The sequence below is a fragment of the Bradyrhizobium genosp. L genome, from assembly GCF_015624485.1.
GTDB lineage: Bacteria > Pseudomonadota > Alphaproteobacteria > Rhizobiales > Xanthobacteraceae > Bradyrhizobium.
Genome location: NZ_CP061378.1, coordinates 7303607 through 7323487, shown reverse-complemented (window position 1 = coordinate 7323487; position 19881 = coordinate 7303607). Strand labels below are relative to the sequence as shown.

19 protein-coding genes are annotated in these 19881 nt (G+C 65.1%); 6 read left to right on the top strand and 13 right to left on the bottom strand.

From position 1 onward, the window contains the following. Position 1: 1 nt before the first annotated feature. The gene (locus tag IC762_RS34765) at positions 2 to 802 is read right to left on the bottom strand and encodes a helix-turn-helix transcriptional regulator (RefSeq protein ID WP_195786564.1); all 801 of its coding nucleotides are present in this window, start codon (positions 800 to 802) and stop codon (positions 2 to 4) included. Positions 803 to 961: 159 nt separating this feature from the next. Between IC762_RS34765 and IC762_RS34760 the strand changes: the two genes are divergently transcribed. The 5 genes from IC762_RS34760 to IC762_RS34740 all read left to right on the top strand — a co-directional run bounded on the left by IC762_RS34760 (position 962) and on the right by IC762_RS34740 (position 7340). After that, complete coding sequence (locus tag IC762_RS34760) at positions 962 to 1618, top strand: glutathione S-transferase family protein (RefSeq protein ID WP_195786563.1); 657 nt, start codon at positions 962 to 964, stop codon at positions 1616 to 1618. 115 nt (positions 1619 to 1733) lie between these two features. Further along, positions 1734 to 2561, top strand: coding sequence for a helix-turn-helix domain-containing protein (locus IC762_RS34755; RefSeq protein WP_195786562.1), 828 nt, complete (start codon positions 1734 to 1736; stop codon positions 2559 to 2561). A gap of 250 nt (positions 2562 to 2811) precedes the next feature. Beyond that, positions 2812 to 3678 carry a 3-keto-5-aminohexanoate cleavage protein gene (locus IC762_RS34750; RefSeq protein WP_195786561.1) on the top strand — a complete coding sequence of 289 codons (867 nt, stop codon included), beginning with the start codon at positions 2812 to 2814 and terminating at the stop codon, positions 3676 to 3678. Positions 3679 to 3747: 69 nt separating this feature from the next. Further along, entirely contained in the window at positions 3748 to 5364 is a 1617-nt protein-coding gene (locus IC762_RS34745; RefSeq protein ID WP_195786560.1) for an acyl-CoA carboxylase subunit beta, read from the top strand. Further along, positions 5361 to 7340 (top strand): acetyl/propionyl/methylcrotonyl-CoA carboxylase subunit alpha, encoded by a 1980-nt coding sequence (locus IC762_RS34740; protein ID WP_195786559.1) that lies wholly within the window; start codon positions 5361 to 5363, stop codon positions 7338 to 7340. The genes IC762_RS34745 and IC762_RS34740 overlap by 4 nt, the downstream gene beginning before the upstream one ends. Positions 7341 to 7493: 153 nt before the next feature. Here the strand turns inward: IC762_RS34740 and IC762_RS34735 are convergent, their stop codons facing one another. From IC762_RS34735 to IC762_RS34700, 8 genes are all read right to left on the bottom strand, one after another. Next, positions 7494 to 8489 carry an ABC transporter ATP-binding protein gene (locus IC762_RS34735; protein ID WP_195786558.1) on the bottom strand — a complete coding sequence of 332 codons (996 nt, stop codon included), beginning with the start codon at positions 8487 to 8489 and terminating at the stop codon, positions 7494 to 7496. Next, a complete protein-coding gene (locus tag IC762_RS34730; RefSeq protein ID WP_195786557.1) occupies positions 8486 to 9499 on the bottom strand; it encodes an ABC transporter ATP-binding protein in 1014 nt (337 codons plus the stop codon). Before IC762_RS34730 ends, IC762_RS34735 begins: the two co-directional genes overlap by 4 nt. Then, positions 9499 to 10392, bottom strand: a complete 894-nt coding sequence (locus IC762_RS34725) for an ABC transporter permease (RefSeq protein ID WP_195786556.1) — start codon at positions 10390 to 10392, stop codon at positions 9499 to 9501. The genes IC762_RS34730 and IC762_RS34725 overlap by 1 nt, the downstream gene beginning before the upstream one ends. Before the next feature lie 4 nt (positions 10393 to 10396). Next, complete coding sequence (locus IC762_RS34720; RefSeq protein ID WP_195786555.1) at positions 10397 to 11344, bottom strand: ABC transporter permease; 948 nt, start codon at positions 11342 to 11344, stop codon at positions 10397 to 10399. 36 nt (positions 11345 to 11380) lie between these two features. After that, entirely contained in the window at positions 11381 to 12979 is a 1599-nt protein-coding gene (locus IC762_RS34715) for an ABC transporter substrate-binding protein (protein WP_195786554.1), read from the bottom strand. Positions 12980 to 13247: 268 nt separating this feature from the next. Then, on the bottom strand, positions 13248 to 14135 hold the full coding sequence (locus tag IC762_RS34710; protein WP_195786553.1) for a TauD/TfdA dioxygenase family protein: 888 nt from the start codon (positions 14133 to 14135) through the stop codon (positions 13248 to 13250). A gap of 70 nt (positions 14136 to 14205) precedes the next feature. Continuing rightward, positions 14206 to 15756, bottom strand: coding sequence for an AMP-binding protein (locus IC762_RS34705; RefSeq protein WP_195786552.1), 1551 nt, complete (start codon positions 15754 to 15756; stop codon positions 14206 to 14208). Positions 15757 to 15772: 16 nt separating this feature from the next. After that, positions 15773 to 16927, bottom strand: coding sequence for an iron-containing alcohol dehydrogenase (locus IC762_RS34700; RefSeq protein WP_195786551.1), 1155 nt, complete (start codon positions 16925 to 16927; stop codon positions 15773 to 15775). On the opposite strand from IC762_RS34700, the gene IC762_RS35540 reads away from it, so the two are divergent. Then, positions 16922 to 17524 (top strand): DUF6916 family protein, encoded by a 603-nt coding sequence (locus IC762_RS35540; RefSeq protein WP_246801371.1) that lies wholly within the window; start codon positions 16922 to 16924, stop codon positions 17522 to 17524. The two genes, IC762_RS34700 and IC762_RS35540, sit on opposite strands and share 6 nt — an antisense overlap. Here the strand turns inward: IC762_RS35540 and IC762_RS34690 are convergent. Genes IC762_RS34690 through IC762_RS34675 form a run of 4 tightly spaced genes read right to left on the bottom strand, consistent with a single transcriptional unit; the run spans position 17506 to position 19628 of the window. After that, positions 17506 to 18063: a GNAT family N-acetyltransferase gene (locus IC762_RS34690; RefSeq protein WP_246801370.1), complete on the bottom strand. Its 558-nt coding sequence runs from the start codon at positions 18061 to 18063 to the stop codon at positions 17506 to 17508. The two genes, IC762_RS35540 and IC762_RS34690, sit on opposite strands and share 19 nt — an antisense overlap. Positions 18064 to 18070: 7 nt before the next feature. Continuing rightward, positions 18071 to 18592 carry a phage tail protein gene (locus tag IC762_RS34685; protein WP_195786550.1) on the bottom strand — a complete coding sequence of 174 codons (522 nt, stop codon included), beginning with the start codon at positions 18590 to 18592 and terminating at the stop codon, positions 18071 to 18073. A 9-nt stretch (positions 18593 to 18601) separates the two neighbouring features. Beyond that, positions 18602 to 19117: a phage tail protein gene (locus IC762_RS34680; protein ID WP_195786549.1), complete on the bottom strand. Its 516-nt coding sequence runs from the start codon at positions 19115 to 19117 to the stop codon at positions 18602 to 18604. Between the two features lie 10 nt (positions 19118 to 19127). Continuing rightward, positions 19128 to 19628, bottom strand: a complete 501-nt coding sequence (locus IC762_RS34675) for a phage tail protein (protein WP_195786548.1) — start codon at positions 19626 to 19628, stop codon at positions 19128 to 19130. Positions 19629 to 19881: the final 253 nt, after the last annotated feature.

Sequence of the window (19881 nt, the reverse complement as noted above, 5' to 3'; positions counted from 1 at the left end):
CTCAGGACTTCAGCGCCGCGATCAGCTGGCTGCGCTTGCTGATGCCGAGCCGTTGATAGATGCCGCGGAAATGATTGCCGACGGTGTTCTCCGAAATGCCGAGGCGGCTGGCGATGGTCTTGTCCGGCAGGCCCAGTAGCGCGAGATCGACCAGCTGTCGCTGCCGATCGGTCAGCTTCGACAGGTCGACCGATGACGCCGCCACCTGCTCGGTGGCGAGGAACAGCGCATGCAGCACCGGCGCGATCAGGTTCAGCGCGGCCCGCGTGCGCACGGGATCGTCGGCCGCAACGCCGGCGAAGCTGACATAGGTGCCGGTGTTGGCGAAGGGATCGACCACGCCATGCGCCGCGATGATACCGAGCGAGAACTGCTTGATCTCGTCGAGCTCGCGCTTGGTCGCGAAAGGCGGCGGCGAGGCCGGGTCGAGGATGAAGGCCGCACGGTTCTGCACCCACCAGGCGAAGACGCCGCGTGAGGAGATATCGAACGCCCGGTCGAGGGTGGCAATGAACTCCGCGTGGTGGCCCGATGTCACCAGATTGCGCATCCGGATGCGCCCGCCGGAGAGCTTTCCATAGCTGCCGAGGAAGCGTTCGAACGGGAAGAAGATTCGCAGCGGCCCTTCGACCCAGGCAAGGATCTGGTGCTCGGTGATCGCGCCCGCCGGGACCGCGCTGAGCGCGTTGATCCAGGCCTTCAGGTCCAGCCCGGGCGGATCGGCCGCAGCGCCGGTCGCCGCGGTTTGTTGGTGGAGGGCGCCCCCAGCGCCTCGCGATTGCCGCCCCGATTTCCCCACCATTTCAGTCCTACCAGATGCGGATTCATCCTAGGATGAATCGCATGACCTCGCCAGCGAGGCGGGGGCCGATGCCGGACAGCCACTCAGCGCAAGTTTGCAGGGGCCGTCTTCGGCATCGTCCTGCCGCTTCGCGCCGGCGATGCAAGAGGGAAACGCCTGATGATCACGCTCTATCATTGCGACGCCGCGCGCTCATTCCGTCCGCTGTGGATGCTGGAGGAGCTTGGGCTCGCCTATGAGCTGAAGATGCTGCCGTTCCCGCCGCGGGTGTTCGCCAAGGAGTATCTCGGCCTCAATCCGCTCGGCACAATTCCCTTCATGATCGATGGCGAGACGAAGATGACGGAATCGTCCGGCATCTGCCATTACCTCGGCACCAAATATGGCCCGACGCCGCTGATCGTCGGGGTCGACGAGCCCGCCTATGGCGCCTTCCTGAACTGGATGTATTTTTCCGACGCCACGCTGACCTTTCCGCAGACGCTGGTGCTCCGCTACAGCCAGCTCGAGCCGGAGGAGCGGCGCAATCAGCAGGTCGCTGGCGACTACGCAAAGTGGTTCCTCGGCCGCCTGCGTGCCGTCGAGGCCGCGGCCGAGAAATCCGAATTCCTCTGCGCGGAACGTTTTACCGCCGCCGACATCGCCAATGGCTACGCGCTCCGGCTCGCCGGCAATATCGGCCTCGCCAAGGACTTTGGGCCGAATGTCGCGGCCTATTGGGCCCGGCTGCAGCAGCGCGAGGGGTTTCGGCGCGCGGTGGCGGCCGAGCAAAAAGCCGGGGTGGAACAGAACGTTGCACCGCGGGCGCGGCCGTAATTGCGGCCGTGGCGATCTGTCCTGGAATTGAGCCAGCCTGTCGGTGACAGCCCTCGAATTTGCGCTATGGTAGCTCGGTCGCAGCAGCCAAAGAGCCGCGCGAGGAGGAACCAGCATGGATGCCATCGTGGACGCGAAGGGCCTGGAGTCCGTCAAAGAATCCGGCCACCGCATGCTGATCACGCCGGAGCGCGTGTTCTATGCCGGATTGCTCGGTCGCCCGCGGGAGCGCTGCCCGGGCGCCTTCCATGTCTATGTCGCGATCCGCGACGCCTTGCATCTCCTGACCAGCGACGGTCAGGACGCGCATGGCGAGATCGCCGTCACGATGCCTAACCTGCGCCACACCATCACCAGCGAATACCGTGCGGCGATCTGCGTCGCGATCGAACCGGAGAGCGTGCCCGACGGCACGCTGGAGGCGGTCGCCCGCCAACTGCAAGGCCCTGACGCGCATCGGTTCGCCAACCGCATCCGCGCCGCCTATGCGAGCTTGGCCGAGATGCAACATCGCGAGGTGATCTCCAACGCCGAGTTCGACACGATGTGTTTCGGCGACGCGCTGCCGCAGCGCGTGCTGGATCCCCGCGTGCTGCGCGCGATCGCGCGGATCGGCCGGTTCTCCGGCGAGCCGGTGACGGCGGCGGGCTGCGCGGCCGAGGCCGGATTGTCGGCGTCACGCTTCCTGCATCTGTTCAAGGAGCAGACCGGCATCTCGTTCCGCTCCTTCCGCGCCTGGAAGCGCGCCCGGTATCTGCTGCACTTCGCCAACCAGGACATCAACCTCGCGCATCTCGCGCAGGACATCGGCTATCCCGATAGCACCCATTTCAGTCACTCGATCCGCCGCTTCTACGGCCTGAAGCCGCGCGCGATCTTTTCCGGCTCGCGCGATCTCGCGATCTATCGGGCAGGGCAGGTGGTGAACGAGCGGGCGCTCTAGACATCACCGTCGTCCCGGCGAAGGCCGGGACCCATAACCACCGTCGCCGGTTGCTTCGGCCGGTGTCTGTCATCCCGGTCTATCGAGAGATCACGCGGTATGGGTCCCGGCCTTGGCCGGGACGACGTGGAGAGTTAGAGCCTCGGCTCGCGCACTGCTCTAGCCAGTCAACGCAAGATGACGCTGAGACAAATTTCCCATCATGGGAAATCAGCAGCGCGCACGCGCCGCGATCAGGACCAGCGAAACAATGAGCGACAAGGCCGTCATCACCTGCGCGCTGAACGGCGTGCTCACCGATCCCAAACAGCACAACGTCCCGGTGACGCCGGAGCAGATGGCGCGCGAGGCCAGGGCCGCGTTCGACGCGGGCGCCAGCATCATGCACATCCATCTGCGTCAGCAGGAGCCGAACAAGGGCCATTTGCCGTCATGGGAGGTCAGCGTCAGCAAGGAGATTCAGCAGGCGATCCGCGAGGCCTGCCCCGGCGTCATCATCAACCACACCACCGGCACCTCGGGTCCGAACTACCAGGGCGCGCTCGACTGCGTGCGCGAGACCAGGCCGGAGATCGCCGCCTGCAACGCCGGCTCGCTGAACTATCTCAAGGTCAAGTCCGACAACAGCTGGGCCTGGCCGCCGATGATGTTCGATAACGCGGTCGAGAAGGTGCAGGACTATCTCGACGTGATGAAGGTATCAGGCACCATCCCCGAATTCGAGTGCTTCGATGTCGGCATCGTGCGCTGTGTCGGCATGTACCGGCAGACCGGCATGTATGCCGGTCCGCTGGAATATAACTTCGTGATGGGCGTCGCCTCGGGCATGCCGGCCGATCCGGAGCTGTTGCCGATCCTGCTGAAGCTGAAAGCGCCGGACGCGCATTGGCAGGTCACCGCCATCGGCCGTGCCGAGATCTGGCCGCTGCATCAGCGCGCCGCTGATCTCGGCGGCCATTTGCGCAGCGGGCTGGAAGACACGTTCTATCTCGGCGACGGCACCAAGGTGACGTCGAACGGACAGATCGTCGAAGCGCTCGCTGCCTGCGCGCGGCGCGCTGGCCGCGAGATCGCGAGCCCGGCCGAGGCGCGCGAGATTTTTGGAGTCAGACATTGATCGTCATTCCGGGATGCGCCGCAGGCTCAGCCCTTTGGGCTGCCCCGGAATGACGAAGGGGGTGAGTTGATGCCCATCATTGAAAACACCGTCTCCACCGGCAGCGCCACCTTCCAGGCCAACCGTGACGGCATGCTGGCGCTGATCGCCCGGATGCGGGCACTGGAAGATCGCACGCGCGCAGCTTCGGCGGGAGCAAAAGACCGCTTCCACAGCCGCGGCCAACTTTTGCCGCGCGAGCGCGTCGCGCTGGTGCTTGATCCCGGCTCGCCGTTCCTCGAACTGTCGACACTCGCCGGCTACATGTTCGACGTCGCCGACGCCGACAAGAGCGTGCCAGGCGGTGGTCTGATCGCCGGCATCGGCTTCGTCGCCGGCATCCGCTGCATGGTCAGCGCCAACGACGCCGGCATCGACGCCGGTGCGTTGCAGCCTTACGGCCTCGATAAGACGCTGCGGGTTCAGGAGCTCGCGCTGGAGAACAAGCTGCCCTATGTGCAGCTCGTCGAAAGCGCCGGCGCCAACCTGCTGCGCTACCGCGTCGAGGATTTTGTCCGCGGCGGCAACATCTTTCGCAATCTGGCGCGGCTCTCGGCAGCGGGGCTGCCCGTCGTTACCGTCACCCATGGCTCGTCGACCGCAGGCGGCGCCTACCAGACCGGCCTGTCCGACTACATCGTGATGGTGCGCGGCCGCACCCGCGCCTTCCTCGCCGGGCCGCCGCTGCTCAAAGCTGCCACCGGCGAGATCGCGACTGAAGAAGAACTCGGCGGTGCCGAGATGCACACCGCGATCTCTGGTCTTGGCGATTACCTCGCCGAGGACGACCGCGACGCGCTCCGCATCGCGCGCGACATCATGGCCAAGCTGCGCTGGGACCGGCCGAAGCGCGAGCCTGAGGCATTCAAGCCGCCGCGCTATGATGCGGAGGAATTGCTCGGCATCATGCCTGTCGATCATAAGCGTCCCGTCGACATGCGCCAGGCGATCGCACGCTTCGTCGACGATTCCGACTTCACCGAGTTCGGCGCCAATTATGGTCCGGCGACGGTCTGCGGTCACGCCCGCATCGAAGGTCATGCGATCGGAATCATTACCAACAATGGCCCGCTCGATGTGCCCGGCGCCAACAAGGCGACGCATTTCATTCAGGCCTGCTGCCAGTCGCGCACGCCGATCCTCTACATGAACAACACCACCGGCTACATGGTGGGCAAGGCCTATGAAGAGGCCGGCATGATCAAGCACGGCTCCAAGATGATCCAGGCGGTGACCTCGGCGACGGTGCCGCAGATCACGCTGTACTGCGGCGCCTCGTTCGGCGCCGGCAATTACGGCATGTGCGGCCGTGGCTTCCATCCGCGCTTCTGCTTCTCCTGGCCGAACGCCAAGACCGCTGTCATGGGCGGCGAGCAGGCTGCCGAGACCATGGCGATCGTCACCGAAGCCGCCGCTATCAGGCGCGGCAAGCCGGTCGAGCGGGAGAAGCTGGAGGCGATGAAGGCGCAGATAACAGGCGTGTTCGACAGCCAGATGGACGTGTTCTCGACCAGCGCGCGCGTGCTCGATGACGGCGTGATCGATCCGCGCGATACCCGGAGCGTGCTCGCGGAGGTGCTTGCGATCTGCCGCGAGGCCGAAGCACGCAACCCTCAGCGCATGCAGTTCTCGGTGGCGCGGCCATGAGCGGGCGAGAGGTGAAGCGGACGCCGTTCTTCAAGATATTGATCGCCAACCGCGGCGAGATCGCGTTGCGCATCATGCGCACCGCGCGCCGGCTCGGCTTCGGCGTGGTCGCGGTCTATTCCGATGCCGATCGCGACGCCCTGCATGTGCGCGAGGCCGACCAGGCGGTGCGGATCGGCGAAGCGTTGCCGGCGCGATCCTATCTGAACATCGAGGCGATCATCGCCGCGGCCAGGGCGAGCGGCGCCGGCGCGATACACCCCGGCTACGGCTTCCTCGCCGAGAACGCGGATTTCGCGCAAGCCTGTCGCGATGCGGGGCTCGTCTTCATCGGCCCGTCGCCTGAGGCGATCCGCTGGATGGGCAACAAGGCCGGCGCCAAGGACATCATGCAAAAGGCTGACATGCCCTGCGTGCCGGGCTACCAGGGTGACGATCAGAGCGACGGCGCCATGCTGTCGGCGGCCAAAGCCATCGGTTTCCCGGTGATGATCAAGGCCGTCGCCGGCGGCGGCGGGCGCGGCATGCGGCTCGTCACCGATGCCGCGGCATTTCCCGACGCATTGCGCAGCGCGCGCTCGGAGGCGAGGGGCGCGTTCGGCGATCCGACGGTCATCCTGGAGCGCGCGATCGTCGATCCCCGCCACATCGAGATCCAGGTGTTCGGCGACCGCCATGGCAACGCGATCCATCTCGGCGAGCGCGATTGCTCGGTGCAGCGCCGGCACCAGAAGCTGATCGAGGAAGCGCCGTCGCCGGCGGTGACGCCCGAGTTGCGGGCACGGATGGGCGCGGTCGCCGTGCAGGCGGTGAAGGCGATCGGCTATGAGGGCGCCGGCACGCTGGAATTCCTGCTCGATCGCGACGGCAAATTCTATTTCATGGAGATGAACACGCGGTTGCAGGTCGAGCATCCCGTCAGCGAGGCGATCACCGGGCTCGATCTGGTCGAGCTGCAGCTCCGAATTGCCAGCGGCGAACCACTCGACGTGAGGCAAGAGGACGTCATGTTCTCCGGCCATGTCATCGAGGTGCGGCTTTGCTCCGAGGACGCTGCGCACGACTTCATGCCGCAGTCGGGCACCATGGCCTTGTGGCAGATGCCGGAGAGCATCCGCGTCGAACACGCGCTGCAGTCGGGCTCAGATATTCCGCCGTTCTACGATTCCATGATCGCCAAGATCATCAGCCATGGCGCGACCCGGGACGAAGCGCGGGGTAAGCTGATCTGTGCGCTGGAGCAGGTCGCAGCCTTCGGCGTCACCACCAACCAGGGCTTCTTGATCGACTGCCTGCGTCATCCGGTCTTTGCCACGGGCGAGGCGACCACAGCCTTCATCGGCCAGAACCGCGAGGTGCTGCTGGCGCCGCGCCAGCATCGCGGCAGCGATCTCGCGCTCGCGGCGCTGCTGCTCTACGTCACCAATCCCCACGCGCCGCCATGGCAGCGCGGCCGGTCGCTCGCCGCGACGTTCTCGCTCGGCTTGCGGATCGATCTCGGTCACGGCGTCCAGGAGATCGAGATTTTCCGCGCGCGTGACGGCGGCTATGTCGCAACCTGCAACGGCGATCGCTTCAGTCTCGAGATCGACGAGCTCGGGCAGAACAGCATCCGTTTCCGCCGCGACGGGCTGATGGAGCAGGCCAGATTTCTGCGCGATGGCGATCGGCTCTATATCCTGCATCGCGGCGTCACGCTGGCGGTCCGCGATCTCACGTTGGCGCCACCGGAAAGCGCGGCAGCCGCCGGGGGTGACGGCAAGGTGCGCGCGGCCATGAATGGCCGCGTCGTTGCGGTGCTGGTCAAGGCCGGCGACACGGTCGCGGCTGGTCAGCCGGTGATGACGCTCGAGGCGATGAAGATGGAGCACGTCCACACCGCCGGCGTCGCCGGCACGGTGTCGGCGATCGACGTCGCCGAGGGCGAGCAGGTGACGACGGGAAAGATCGTGGTGGAGATTGAAGCGGCGGCATGAAAGTCGGCGCGGCGGCGTACTCCGCTGTCGTCCCGGCGAAGGCCGGGACCCATAACCAACGCTGTATGTTGTTGGAACAAGCTGTTGCCTCAGCTCAGCAAATCAACGGGCATTCGGGGTAATGGGTCCCGGCCTTCGCCGGGACGACACCGATTATGAGACCCCACGCCCCGTCCCGTCATTCAGCCAGCACGCCACCTGATGTCCCGTGCCTGTCTCCTTCAGCGCCGGCCGTTCCGTCTTGCAGCGATCGATCGCGTAGCGGCAGCGGGTGTGGAAGGCGCAGCCGGGCGGCGGGTTGATCGGGCTCGGCACATCGCCGTCGATCATCGGCGCCAGCCGCTTGGCCTTGGGGTCGGCGATCGGCACCGAGGCGAGCAGCGCCTGGGTGTAGGGATGGCGTGGGTTGGCGAACAGCGCGTGCTTGTCCGCGATCTCGACGATGCGGCCGAGATACATCACCGCGACGCGATGGCTGATATGGGCGACGACGGCGAGATCGTGGGCGATAAAGAGGTAGGAGAAATTCTGCTTGCGTTGCAGGTCGATCAGCAGATTGATCACCTGCGCCTGGATCGAGACGTCGAGCGCGGAGACCGGCTCGTCGCAGACGATCAGCCGCGGTCCGAGCGAGAGCGCGCGCGCGATGCAGATGCGCTGGCGCTGGCCGCCGGAGAACTGATGCGGAAAATTCTTCATCTGGTCGGCGCGCAGGCCAACCTGCTGGAACAGCTCCGCGACGCGCTCCTGCTTCTTCGCGCCGTTCGCAAGTCCATGCACGACCAGGGGCTCGCCGACGATATCGCCGGCCGTCATGCGCGGATTGAGCGAGGCGAACGGATCCTGGAACACGATCTGCATCGAGCGGCGGTACGGACGCAGCGCGGTCTTGCTGAGCGGCGCGATGTCCTCGCCGTCGAGCTTGATGGCGCCGCTGGTCGGCTCGACCAGCCGCAGCACGGTGCGCGCGACCGTCGATTTGCCGCAACCGGATTCGCCGACCAGGCCCAGCGTTTCGCCGGCGCCGAGCGCGAAGCTGACGCCGTCGACCGCGTGCACGGTGCCGACCTGCCGGCGCAGCACGCCGCCGCGCACCGCATAGTGCTTGACGAGATCGGTCACTTCGAGGAGCGGACGCGGCTCGGTCATGACGCCTCCGCCAACTCGCCGGCGCGCCAGCACGCCGCCCAATGATTGCTCTTGATCTCTGCGAGCGGCGGATATTCCTGCCGGCAGCGGTCGACCGCGAGCTTGCAGCGCGGCGCAAACGCACAGCCGGGCGGCAGCCTGGTCAATGACGGCACCATGCCGGGGATTTCGACCAGCCGCTCGGCCTGCTTTGCGTCGGGCGAGGGCACGGCGGGGATCGAGGCCATCAATCCGCGCGTGTAGGGATGCAGCGGCGTCTCGAACAGATCATCGACGCTGGCTTCCTCGACCTTCTTGCCGGCATACATCACGATCACGCGCTGCGCGGTCTGCGCGACCACGCCGAGGTCATGGGTGATCAGGATCAGGCCGGTGCCGAGCCGCTGCTGCAGATCGACGATCAGCGCCAGGATCTGCGCCTGGATCGTGACATCGAGTGCGGTGGTCGGTTCGTCCGCGATCAGCAGCGCCGGCCGGCACGCCAGCGCCATCGCGATCATCGCGCGCTGGCGCATGCCGCCGGAGAGCTGGTGCGGATACTCCTTGGCCCGCCGCTCCGGCTCGGGGATGCGCACCAGCCGCAGCGTGTCGACGGCCTGCTTCCAGGCGTCCTTGCTGGAGACGTTCTGATGCAGCCGCACCGCCTCGATGATCTGGTCGCCGATCCGCATCACCGGGTTGAGCGAGGTCATTGGCTCCTGGAAGATCATCGAGATGCGATTGCCCCGGATGCCGCGCATTGCGGCATCGTCGAGCGTCAGCAGGTCGGTGCCCTCCAGCATCACCTGGCCGCCGACGATGCGGCCGGGCGGATCGGGCACCAGGCGCATCACCGAGAGCGCGCTGACGCTCTTGCCGCAGCCGGATTCGCCGACGATCGCCAGCGTCTCGCCGCGGCGGACCGAGAACGAGACATCGTCGACCGCGCGGAACAGGCCCGAATTGGTGAAGAACACCGTCTGCAGGTTCTTCACCTCGAGAACCATCTCCTCCGCGCGCATCTCAGCCATCAGCCGCGCTGCCTCGGATCGAGGATGTCGCGCAAGGCGTCGCCGAACAGGTTGGTGCCGAACACCGCGAGGCTGATCGCGATGCCCGGGAAGATCACGAGCCAGGGCGCGACGCGGACATATTCGGCGGCGGATTCCGACAGCATGCGGCCCCAGGACGGATAGGGCTCGGGAATGCCGAGGCCGAGGAACGACAGCGATGCTTCGGTCAGGATGGTCGAGCCGAGCTGCGCGGTGGCGAGCACGATCAGCGGCGCGATCGTGTTGGGCAGCACGTGACGCAGCGCGATCCGCGTCTCGCTCATGCCGATCGATTTGGCGGCCTCGACGAACGGTTGCTCACGCAGCGCCAGCGTGTTGGCGCGGATCACGCGGGCGACCGTCGGGACCAGGGGAATCGCGATCGCCAGGATCACGTTCGGCAGCGACGGGCCGAGCGCTGCGGTCATGACAAGTGCGAGGACCAGCAGCGGCAGCGACTGCAGGATGTCGGTGACGCGCTGGAACACGAGATCGACCCAGCCGGAAAGATAGCCCGAGGTAAGGCCGACGATGACGCCGAGCGTACCGCCCAGCGCCGTGGAGCCGATGCCGACCGCAAGCGAGATCCGCGCGCCATGGATGATGCGGCTCCAGACGTCGCGGCCGAAGGAGTCGGTGCCGAACCAGTGCAGCGCGGAGGGCGCAGCAAGCCGATGCGCGGAATCGACGCTGAGCGGGTCGTAGCGGCAGATCAGGTCCGCGGAGATCGCCATCCACACGAATAGCAGCATGATGAACAAGCCGATGGTGCCGAGCACGTGACGCTGCGCGAGGAAAGCCAGCCGCGCCCAGCCGCCGGTGGCGCTGGCCCCGGCGCGTCGCAACTCGCTCTCGAAATTGATGGTGGCCACGCGGCTAATCCCCAAACCGGATGCGCGGGTCGATCGCGGCGTAGAGCATGTCGACGATGAAGTTCACGACCACCACGACGATGGCGATCAACATCACCAGGTTCTGCACGATCGGGTAGTCGCGCCAACGCAGCGCTTCGACCAGGAAGCGGGCGATGCCGGGGATGTTGAACACCGTTTCCGTCACGATCAGCCCGCCGATCAGGAAGGCAGCCTCGATGCCGACGACGGTGATGACGGGCAACACCGCGTTCTTCAGTGCGTGGCGATAGTTCACGGAGGCCTCGGACGCGCCCTTGGCGCGCGCGGTGCGGATATAATCCTGGCGCAGGATCTCCAGCATCGAGGAGCGCGTGATGCGCATCGTCAGCGCCGCGCTGCGGAAGCCGACCGCTGCGGCCGGCACGGCGTAAATCGTGAATGCCTCGAGCCAGGTTTGCGGGTTTGGGTTGAAGATCGGCATGGTGCCGAACAGCGAGACCGAGGCCATCAGGATCAGGAGGCCGAGCCAGAACGATGGCAACGACAGTCCGCTGAGGCTGACGACGCGTAGCGCATAGTCGAGGCGCGAGCCCTGGTGCACGGCGCTGATCACGCCGAGCGGAATGCCGATCGAGGCCGAGAACAGCAGCGCCAGACCGGCAAGGCGCGCAGTGATCGGGATCCGCGGCAGGATCTCTTCCAGCGCGGGCTTTTCGGACACGTAGGAATAGCCGAGGTCGCCACGCAGCAGGCCGCCGATCCAATGCAGATATTGCATCACGATCGACTGGTCGAGGCCGAGGTCGCGCTCGAGATTGGCCTTGTCGGCGGGATCGACATAGCCCGCCGCGGCGAACAGGATGTCGACGATGTTGCCCGGCACCACCCGCAGCAGCACGAAGATGATCACCGAGATCCCGAACAGGGTCACCAGCATCAGGAACAGGCGCCGGACGATATAGGCAAACACCCTGGCTCTCTCCCTGATCCCGTCCGCGTTATCGCGTTATTTATCCAGCCAGACGTCTTCGTAGCGATAGCCGTTATAGGAGCTGTTGGTCATGATCGTGACGTTCTTCACATAGGGCTGCCAGCAGGTGCCGGTGCGGGCGTGGAAGATGATCGGACGCGCGACGTCTTCCTGCAGCTTCTTGTCGATCTCCCAGACCAATTTCTTCCGCTTGTCGACGTTGGTTTCTTCGGACTGCTGGTCGAACAGCTTCTCGATGTCCTTGTTGCAATAGTTGGTGTAGTTGCGCTCCGAGCCACAGGCATAATTCTCGTAGAACGACTGATCCGGATCGTCGACGGCATTGCCGGTCAGATTGAGCCCGAGCGAATAGTCCTTGCGCGCGATCTTCGGGAACCACTGCGCGGTATCGACGACGTCGAGCTCGGCGTCGATATAGATGCTCTTGATCTGGTCGATCAGGATGATGGCAGGATCGCGATAAACCGCGATGTTGCGGGTCGAGACCTTGATGGCGAGGTGCTTGTCCGGGCCGTAGCCCGCCTTCTGCATCAGCTTGCGCGCTTCTTCCCGGTTTTTCTCGATGTCCGGGCCGTAGCCGGGGATCGATTCCAGCATGTCCTTGGGCATCGCCCACAGCCCTTGCGGTGCCGGCTCCATGGTGCCGCCGATGTCGCCCTGACCCTCGAACATGATCTGGATGAACGCCTTGCGGTCGAGCGCCAGCGCCAGCGCGCGGCGGATGTCGAGATTGTCGAACGGCGGCGCGGTCGAATTGATGATGATGTTGGTGGAGACGTTGTTCGGCTCCACCTCGCAGATGGCGTTCGGCGCCTGCGACTTGACATCCTTGAGCAGCGGGATCGAGACCTCGGTTGGGAACGTCATGTCAAACTTGCCGGAGACGAAGCCCAGGATCGCGGTCGAACGGTTCGGGATGATGGTGAATTCGATGCCGTCGAGATAGGGCAGGCCCTTCTTGAAGTAATCCGGGTTCTTGACCAGCTTGATCGATTCGTTGGCCTTGAACTCGACGAACTTGAACGGCCCGGTGCCGACCGGCTTGGTGCGCATCTCCGCCGGCGACACGTGGCAGGGATAGACCGGCGAATAGCCGGAGGCGAGCAGCGACAGCAGCGCCGGCTGCGGCCGCTTCAACTTGAACGACGCCTCATAGTCGCCATTGGTCGTGACCTCGTCGACCTGGTCGTACCAGGACTTGCGCGGGTTCTGCCGGAACTTCTGCTTCGACTTGCCCATCAGCATGTCGAAGGTGCATTTGACGTCGGCCGCCGTGAACGGCTTGCCGTCGTGCCATTTCACGTCCTTGCGCAGCTTGAAGGTCAGCGTCTTGTTGTCGCCGCTCCAGGCCCAGCTCTCCGCAAGCTCGGGCCGGATGGTGTCGAGGCTGTTTTGCGCGATGTGCTGGTCGAAGATGACGAGGTTGCTGAAGATCGGCATGAACGGCACGTTGACCGAGTAGGTCGCGCCCTCATGGATCGAGGCGCTGCCGGGGCTGTCGCGATGATAGATCCGCAGGATGCCGCCGGATTTCGGCTGGTCGGCCGCGTGCGACACGCCGCTGATCGCCAACACAGACAACACCGCGACGGCCAGCGCGTGCGCGCTCCGCATGGTCCCCTCCACAGATTTCGGTCTCAATCGCCGATTGGCATTGAGGATACCATGGTGAGCCTGCCGGGCAACCGGCGAGGGTCGTGCGGGGATTGGCAATTCGGATGACAATCAATCATGAAATTTCCATTGACCGGGAATAATGATGACGTTGATGCGGGGAACCAAAGCGTAAGTCAGCGACAGTTTGTCGCCGCTTCCAGCCGACGGCGCTGAAGCCCTTCCCGTCATCCTCATGAGGATGACGGGACAATCATCGCAGCAGCATTCACTCCGCCGCCTGCGATGACGGCGGTGCGACGCTGCCAACACCGTCCGCATCGGTTGCCGAGATCGTGGTGCGGATCATCAGGCGGCCTTCATGGGCGGGCCAGGGGCGGCCGCGGTGCATGGTCGCGCGGTTGTCCCACATCACGACGTCGCCCTGCTTCCATTGATGCAGGTAGGTGGTGCCGGGTGCGGTTGCGGCCTCGGTCAGTTGCTCGATCAGCGCCTTGCCGGCATCGGCATCCATGCCTTCGACGCCATAGGCGTGCGAGGCGAGATAGAGCGCGCCGCGGCCGTTGACGGGATTGCGCCACACCATGCGCCAGCACACCGGCGGCAGCGCATCGACTTCGGCAGTCGTCGCCAGCCCCGTAGCGACCTTGCTGCGCGAATGCGCGTAGGAGTGCCAGGCAAAGGAATTCTCCAGCCGCTTCGCCACGTCCTTGTCGAGCCGTTCGAAGGCGAGCCGCATCGAGACGAATTCGGTCTCGCCGCCATGCTCGGGAATGATCCGCGCCGAGAGGATCGAGGTCAGCGCCGGCGTGCGCTTGAAGGAGGAATCGGTGTGCCAGAGCTGGTTCGCCCTGGCGCGCAGTTGCTGGCGGTGATCCGACGGCACCACCTTGCCGTCGGGGCCGAAGGTCGAGAGGATCACGAAATGCGAGCCGGTGCCCATCGAGCCGACCTTGGTCACCTCGGGCGGCCCGAAGCGGCGCGAGAAGGCGAGCTGGGTGTCGTCGGTGACCTCCTGGCTGCGGAACACCAGCACCGAATGGTCCTCGAACGCCGCACGCACGGCCGCATAGGCGGCATCGTCACTGGCGACGTCGGCGAGTGTGACGCCGCGCAGTTCGGCGCCGAAGCCCGGCGCGAGTGGAATCACGTCCATGGGCAGATCCTCCCGTTTGTTCTTGTTGCTGCGAGGCTACGCCAGAGAGGCAATCGGCGCAAACGCGTCATCACACGATCCGCGAGGTCTTGTTGCCCCAGTAGCGGTCGCGCAGCAGGCGTTTATAGAGCTTGCCGGTCGGCAGCCGCGGCAGCTCTTTCTCGAAATCGACCGAGCGCGGCACCTTCTGTCGCGACAGCGACTGCGCGCAGAACGCGATCAGTTCCTCAGCCAGCTCCGGCCCGGGTGCAATGCCATCGGCTGCCTGCACCACCGCCTTCACCTCCTCGCCGAGATCGACATTGGGCACGCCGAACACCGCGGCGTCGGCGACCTTGGGATGGGTGATCAGGAGGTTCTCGCATTCCTGCGGATAGATGTTCACCCCGCCGGAGATGATCATGAAGGTGGCGCGGTCGGTGAGATAGAGGAAGTTGTCGTCGTCGATATAGCCGACATCGCCGACTGTGCTCATGCTGCCGTCGGGCGAGCGCGCTTCGCTGGTCTTGGCCGGATCGTTGAAATATTCGAACGGCGAGCCGGTCTTGAACCACACCGTCCCAGGCGTGCCCGTCGGGCAGGGCTGCATGTTCTCGTCGAGGATATGGAGGTCGCCGAGCAGCACGCGGCCGACGGTGCCACGGTGCGCCAGCCATTCGTGACTGTCGCAGGCGGTGAAGCCGAGGCCTTCGGTGGCGCCGTAATACTCGTGGATGATCGGGCCCCACCATTTGATCATGTCGTCCTTGACCAGCGCCGGGCAGGGTGCCGCGGCGTGGATCGCGATCTCCAGCGACGACAAATCGTAGCGGTGGCGCACCCCCTCGGGCAGCTTCAGCATGCGCGAGAACATGGTCGGCACCAGCTGGCTGTGGGTGATGCCCCATCTCTGCACGAGCTCGAGATAGCGCTCGGGATCGAAACTCTCCATGATGATGGCGGTGCCACCCATCCGGATCGTGAGGTTCACGGCGGCCTGTGGCGCCGAGTGATAGAGCGGCGCCGGCGAGAGGTAGACCATGCCTTCGCGGTAGTGCCACAGCTTGATCAGGAAATCGAACAGCGGCAGGTTCTGCCCGGGCGGCTGCTCCGGCAGCGGCCGCACGATGCCCTTGGGCCGGCCGGTGGTGCCGGACGAATAGAGCATCGCGGTGCCCAGCACTTCGTCCGCGATCGGTGTCGTCGGCAGGCCGAAGGTCGCCTCGCGCAATCCGACGATGCGGTCGTTCTCGGTTTCACCGTCGACGACGATGCAGAGCTCGACCAAAGGGCACTCCTCGAGCGCCCCGCGCGCGACATCGAGCTTCAGCTTCGACGTGATCAGCATGCGGGACTGGCTGTTGGTCAGGATGTAGGCGAGCTCGGCCGCGGTGAGGAAGGAATTGACGCAGGTGAAATACAGGCCTGCGCGTTCGCCGGCGCCGCAGGCCTCGAGGTAGCGGTTGTTGTTCTCCATGAAGATCGAATAGTGGTCGAACCGCTTCATGCCGCACTTGCGGAACAGATGCGCGAGCCGGTTGTTGCGCGCCTCCAGCTCGCGATAGGTGACGATCTCGCCGGTGCCGGCCATGATGAAGGCGGGCTGCAAGGGACGAAGGTGCGCGTGCTTGCCGGTGTACATCGAGTTTTACGTCTCCCTAAGCAGCCATCTCGAGAATTTCCCGAACCTGGGACGGGCCGTCGATCTTGCGCGGATTGCGCGGCACCCAGGGCGTTCGCATCGCTTGCGATGCGATGCGGTCGAAATGTTCGGGGCCGACGCGCACCTCCGCAAGGCTGCGTGGCATACCGAGGTTGCGGATGAAATTGTCGAGCACGTCGCCGGCGTCCTCGCGCGCGTGCCCCATCACGGCGGCGATCAGCGCCTGCCGGTCGGCATTGTCGCGCTTGTTCCAGTGCATCACCGCCGGCAGCATCACGCAGGAGGTGTAGCCGTGCGGCACGTCGAACTCGGCGCCGAGCACATAGCCGATGCCGTGGCTCGCGCCCATCGGCACGCCCGCGGCGAGCGGGCCGATCGAGAGCCAGGTGCCGATCTGGCAATCCATCCGCGCCGAGATGTCCTTCGGGTCGGCCTTCACCCGCGGCAGTCCTTGCGCCAGCATTTCGAGGCCCTTGAGCGCCTGCGCGTCGCCATAGGGGTTGGCCTCGCGCGAGCAGATGCCCTCGACACAATGGTCGACGGCGCGGATCCCGGTCGACAGGAACAGCCAGTCCGGCGTGTGCACCGACAGTTCCGGATCGAGGATGGTGGCGCGCGGCATCACCAGCGGGTGGCGCAGCATCTCCTTCTGCCGCTTGGCCTCGTTGGTGACGCCGGCGATCGACGAGAACTCGCCGCCGGCGATCGTGGTCGGCACGCTGATCTGTCGCACGAGCGGCGGCTTCATCTCGGGCGAGACGCCGCCATGGGTGCGGATCGCATCGATACCGTCGGACGTGGTGACGTCGTTGGCGAGGCAGAGCTGCACGGCTTTCGCACCGTCGGTGATCGAGCCGCCGCCGATCGTGACGATCAGATCGGCCTTGGCGGCGCGGGCCTGCGCAGTCGCTGAGATCACCGCGGCGCGCGGCGTATGCGCCGGCATCTCGTCGAAGGTGCCGACGCAGCGGGGCCCAAGCGCCCGGCGGACTTTCTCGATCTCGTCGGTCTGGCGGTTCAAGGTGCCGGAGACCATCAGGAAAGCGCGCTGCGCGCCCAGCCGGTCCAGTTGCTCGACGATGGCCTCAACGGCCGGGCGCCCGAACACGACCTCGTCCATGGCGCCGAATACGACACGGCCTCGATGCACGCGCCGGTCCTCCCTGTTGTTTGCCGTTTTGCCGACGGCGTTAGTCGCAGGTTAGCGGAGGAAATCGGGGGCGTCATCAGGGAGCCGTGGAGGTCGGAGCGGACACTCTATATTGTCGTCCCCGCCTACGCCGGGGACGACACCGGGTTTGTTGCTCTCGCACAACAGATCGGTGTCATCACCTGCGCATGCCGCCAACCTCAACGGATACCGCCGTATCGCCTGCCGGCCATTTTGTCGCGCGTCGTGGCGCGCAGCGTGCTACAGCTTGCAGCGCAACGGGGACATATCAGCATGGCATCATCCGTCGATCTCGCGCAGTTGCGCATCGATGATTTCAAGCCGCATCAGGACACCACGTTCGAGGTCCCGGCGGCGGATGGCCCGGTGACGCTGCAGCTCGTCAAGGTTGAGCCGGCCGGCAACAGCGGGCGGCCGGGTGGTGCGTTCTCATTGCTGTTTGCGGGTGCGAAGGGGCCGTGGCTGGAGCAGGCGATCCATCCCGTGCAGCATCCGGCGCTGGGCACAATGGAGATATTCCTGGTGCCGATCGGGCCGCTCGCCGGCGGTAATGGCTATCAGGCGATCTTCACCTGAGGCGTGGCCTCCGCGCGCCAGCGCATCAAATCGTAGACGCCCTTGTCCTCCTCGACCGTGAAGCCGAGCCGGCGGTAAAGCCGCATCGCCGGATTGAGCTTCTCGACATGGATCGAGACGTCCTTGCCGGCGGCGGCGGCCTCGTCCATCAGGTCGCGCAGCAGCGCCTCGCCGTGCCCCTTGCCGCGATGCACCGGCAGGAAGGCAATATCGATGATGCGGTGTTGGCTCGGCCAGCGCTCGATATAGAGCCGGCCGATGTCCGCATCCCCCTGCGCGATCACCAGCCAGTCGGCGTTGGGATAATAGCGCTGGTAATGCGCGTGCTGGGCGCGGAACTGATGATCGAGGAAGGCGTCCTTGTCGGCCTGGCTCCACGGCACCGGCGCCAGCTCCTCGACGCGTGTCGAGGCATAGAGCCGGCCGAGGAACGGTAGATCGGCATCCGTGATGCGGCGAAAGCGGCAGCCGGCCTCGGTCGCGCGCGCCCAGCCGAATCCGGGCGCGGCGATCGCGATGGCGGGCGCGTCGAGATTCAAGATGACCTCAGGTGCGTGGCGGGTAGACGCCCTGCAGCGCGATGCAAAAATTCAGCGTGAGGTAGGGCATCAGGTTGTTGTGCGGCTGGCCGCCGCCGGCAGGGGCGATCGTCTGGGGCGCCAACGGCACCTGAGTTGGCGGACCGATATAGGCATTTCCCTGCGCGGCCCTCGCGAACGAATTGTTGGTGGGAACGTCCAGCGTGGCTTGCAGGTTACCCGGCACGCTCTGGACGGCGTGCGAATGGGATGGAATTTCTGATTCAAGCAGGTTTACCGTATCCGAGCCGCCGGTCTCGCCGAGATCGTGCAACGACAGGCCCGGGCCCTGTCCCGGATGCATCGGCGCGTTGCCCTGCATGTTGGGCAGCGCGAAATTGGTCTTGCCATCGCCGCCATAGGTGGTGCCGAGCAGCGAGAACAACGCCGTATTCTGCGAAAGCGGCAGGATCTGTCCATCGCAGAAGGCCCAGCCCTTGGGCGAGAAATTGAATGGGAAAATGCGGATCTCCGCAACGAACGGATCCATGGCGTGCTCCTACGTCTGGCTCGGAAATATGCCGAAAAGGGAAATGATGAAATCGACGCAGAGATAGGGTTGGAAATTGGTGTGCGGCTGACTGCCACCCGTATTTCCGAGGAACTGCGGGGCCATCGCAACGCTGGGCGTCGCGTTGGCGAACATCTTCACCTGGGAGGATCTTGCCACGACATTGTTGTTCGGGCCGGGCAGATTGCCGACGTCGCTCGAACCGAGGAAGGAATGGCCGTGCGCCGGGGTCTGGGGGATCGTCAGGGTGACCTCCTCGACGCCGCCGGTCTCGGCAAGCGTGTAGCTGGTTCCCGCGCCTGTACCCATGTGGATGGGTAGACGGCCGCGCAGGTCGGGCAAGGCAAATGTGCTTTGACCGTCGCCGCCATAGGTGGTGCCGATCAGGTTGAACAGCGTTTCATATTCGGAAATCGGAAGCAGCTGGCCCTCGCAGAACATCCAGCCGGCCGGTGCGAAGTTGCCGGCGAACATGCGAACCTCGCCCACATAAGGTTGTGCCATCGGCGTCTCCTCAGGTCTGGGACGGGAAAATGCCCTGCAGGGCAATGCTGAAATTGAGCACCAGGTAGGGCTGCATGTTGGGATGGGCCTGGCTGCCTCCGACAGAGGCGACCGTCGCCGCATTCAGTGCCGTGAGGCTCTGCGGCGGCCCGTAGATGTTGTTCGGTGCCGAGTTGCCCAACAGGTTGTTGGCCGGCGGCAGCGTCGCTGTCGTGTTGGATGCATTCGGCGTGTGCGTATGCGTCGGGATTTCGGCGATCGAGAGCGTGTGGGACGTCTCGCCGCCCCTCTCACCGAGCGTATGGCCGTCGCCCATGTGCATCGGAGCGCGGCCCTGCAGATCGGGCAGTCCGAAGTTGACGCGCCCATCCCCGCCATAGGTCGTTCCAAGCAGGGAAAACAGCCCCTGGTTCTGATTGATCGGCAATAGCTGGCCGTTGCAGAGCGCCCAGCCCTTCGGCGGGAAGCCGAATGACATCATCCTGATTTCTGAAAGAAACGGCTCGGCCATCGATCTCTCCGCGAAGCGATCTGTCGTGTCAGTGGCTCTCTGTCGTAGGCCACGCGATGAAAGGAATGTAGGGTAATGTCGTCACACGATAACGAAACGCACGATACCGTGTTTTGCGCCAAGCGCAACCTCAACGATTGTCGGCGGTTTGCAATTTTTTGTTCGCGCATCGGTTGTGGTCGCTTCGAGCGGGCAGCATGGATGTCACGAGCCGGACATCAACAAACACCGGGCCAGGACCGAAGCTATCAGC